Here is a 1,668-nt window from a genome sequence, read left to right as displayed (position 1 = left end):
CGTACGACCAGAGCGTGATCAGCACGGCGGCCAGCACGGCCAGCCTGGTCCGGATCAGCCGGACATCGCTGTGGGTCATCGGCCCGCCCGCTGCGGCCACGGCTGTCCGGCGGTGTCGCTGGCCCGGTCGGCGACCAGGGTACGCAGCAGGGCCAGCAGTTCGGTGCGGTTGGCGCAGTTCAACCGGTTACGCATCCGCGCCACGTGGTGTTCGACGGTCTTGGCCGAGATGAAGAGCCGGTCACCGATCTCCCGGTAGGTCAACCCGGCCAGCACCAGCTCGGCGACCTCGTACTCGCGGTCGCTGAGCCCGTGCTGGGTGGGCCCGGCGACCCGTGTCGTGCTCGCACCGGCCGGCGGTGGCTGCCCGGCCGGCCCACCGGAGGGCCGCCCCTGCAACGCTCGGGCGCACTCCAGCAGGGTGGTCATCGCCCGCCGGTCGGCGGTACGGATGGCGGCCTGCCCGGCGAGGCGGGCGCCGTCCCAACACAGCCCGGTGTCGTGCAGCCCGCGGGCGGCGGCCTCCACCCGGGTCGGGTCGACGACTCCCCGGAGCACCTCCACCCAGCTCTCCGCGGCGGCGGCGACCACTGCCGCGTACCGGCTGTGGCCGGCGGCGGCGAGCAGCGCCGCGACGTGGTCGTCGGCGACCGTCGGCTCACCGGTCAGGATGGCGGCGTGCAGGCCGCTCCAGTGCAACGGCACACTCCACAGTGGTGGATTGCCGAGGCTGTCGAGCAGTGAACGCCCCTGCTGCAGGTACGGCTCCAGCCGGGCCAGGTCACCCAGCCGCGCGCCCGCGATGGCCAGCTCACCCAGCGGCAGCAGGGTGAACAGGTCGACGGGGTGGCGCACCACGGCCTCCAGCGCCTGCCCCCAACCCCGCTTGAGCGCCCCGAGGTCACTGTTGCGTCGGCCGATGCCCATCCGGATGGCGGCGGCGAAGAGCTGGTCGCGCGACTCCAGGTGCCGCCCGTCGAGGGTCACCGTGGCGAGGCGCTCGCCGGCCGCGTGGATCTCGCCACGGACCATCAGGATCCAGGCCTGCAACAGCCGGTGCCGGCGGGCCATCAGCGGGCCGCCGACACCGGCGGCCAGGGCGCGGTGCAGCACCCGCTCGGCGATCTCCAGCTCGCCGCAGTGCATCGCGGTCAACGCGGCGAGGGCGGCCGGGCTGTCCGGCAGGAGCACCGCCCGGCCGTCCGGCTCCAGCAGCGCGGCGGCCTGCACGAGCGCGGAGAGCGCGGCGGTCGGTGGGCCGGTCACGCTCTCCCGTACGCCGTCGGCCATCAGTCGGGCGGCGCTGGCGTGCAGAGTGGGTGGTTCGCCAGCCGGGTCACCCGCCGGTGACTCGGTGCCGGCGGCCGGGTCGCCGGTGGCGATCCCGCCGACGATGGCGAACGCCCTCGCCGAGGCGGTGCCCGACCACCGGAACAGTTCGACGCTGCGACCGACGTGCCCACGGTGGGCCAGTGCGGTGGCGGCGACCATGGCCGCCTCGGTGCGGTCCGGGGGAGCGGTCGTGGCCAGCAGCCGGTCCGCCAGCCGAAGCGCGTCGTCGAGGTCACCGGCGAGCGCGGCGGCGAGCGCCTGCGGGGCGTTGGGCGGTCGTCCGGCGGCGGTGGCCGCCGCGAACAGCTCGGCGGCGAACGCCGGTTCGTCGGCCAG

The 1,668-nt window shown here is 75.5% G+C and carries 1 protein-coding gene; it reads right to left on the bottom strand.

All coding sequences use genetic code 11. The features are described 5' to 3' along the window. Positions 1–75: 75 nt before the first annotated feature. On the bottom strand, positions 76–1,668 hold a 1,593-nt coding region (locus KBX53_RS32205), incomplete at its 5' end, for a LuxR family transcriptional regulator (RefSeq protein WP_247676543.1).

This window comes from Micromonospora sp. M51 (assembly GCF_018070305.1).
In the GTDB taxonomy this organism is placed as follows: Bacteria; Actinomycetota; Actinomycetes; order Mycobacteriales; family Micromonosporaceae; genus Micromonospora; species Micromonospora parva.
Note: the sequence above shows the minus strand (reverse complement) of the source record. Positions and strands in the feature narration are given on the sequence as shown.